This window comes from Amycolatopsis speibonae (genome assembly GCF_042647925.1).
Taxonomy (GTDB): domain Bacteria; phylum Actinomycetota; class Actinomycetes; order Mycobacteriales; family Pseudonocardiaceae; genus Amycolatopsis; species Amycolatopsis speibonae.
This window is the reverse complement of the sequence record NZ_JBHRWK010000131.1, coordinates 1-579: the sequence shown is the minus strand read 5'-3', so window position 1 is coordinate 579 and position 579 is coordinate 1. Positions and strand designations below refer to the sequence as shown.

Below are 579 nucleotides of genomic sequence, written 5' to 3'. Positions count from 1 at the left end.
CAAGACCAAGAACAAGGCCATCATCGGAAACGGGCGCAGGAAGGTGATAATTCCCTTCGGCCCAGCCGTCGGGATGCTGCCCCGACTTGAAGACCTGCCACAGCCAGCCACCATCCTCGGCATAACGCCAAACCGGCACCGGCACGCCGTCCTCGTCATCCAGCGAACCGACCCGGGCCGCGGGACCAGGCCCCGACACCCCAAACCACAACAAATCGATCGGATGCGCCACCGCGACACCACCAAGCCACTGCCGCAAATCAACAGCAAACCGCGCCAGACCACCGTGCTCAGACGCGAACAACCGGACCGCGTCACGACCGTTCCACCCCGAAGCCAACAGCGCATGCTTGATCACGACCAGATCACGAACACCGGGATCCAGCAACACCACCCCATGCACACCGGCTTCCTTCGGCAACAACATCGCCGCGGCCACCAACTCCGCAGCACCACCACCAACAATCACCCCCACATCCGCCGCCACATACGGCACACCACGCAAGACACCCCCCTCCCCCGGCCACAACACCTCATACACCCGCGCCTGCGAAAGATCACCAGCAGAGCCCGACCCCC

General features: G+C 63.9%; 1 protein-coding gene. It reads right to left on the bottom strand.

Annotated elements, in window-relative coordinates; all coding sequences use genetic code 11:
- The coding region (locus ACFOSH_RS42460; RefSeq protein ID WP_378247212.1) for a hypothetical protein at positions 1-505 on the bottom strand (505 nt) is incomplete at its 3' end.
- Between the last annotated feature and the right edge of the window lie 74 nt (positions 506-579).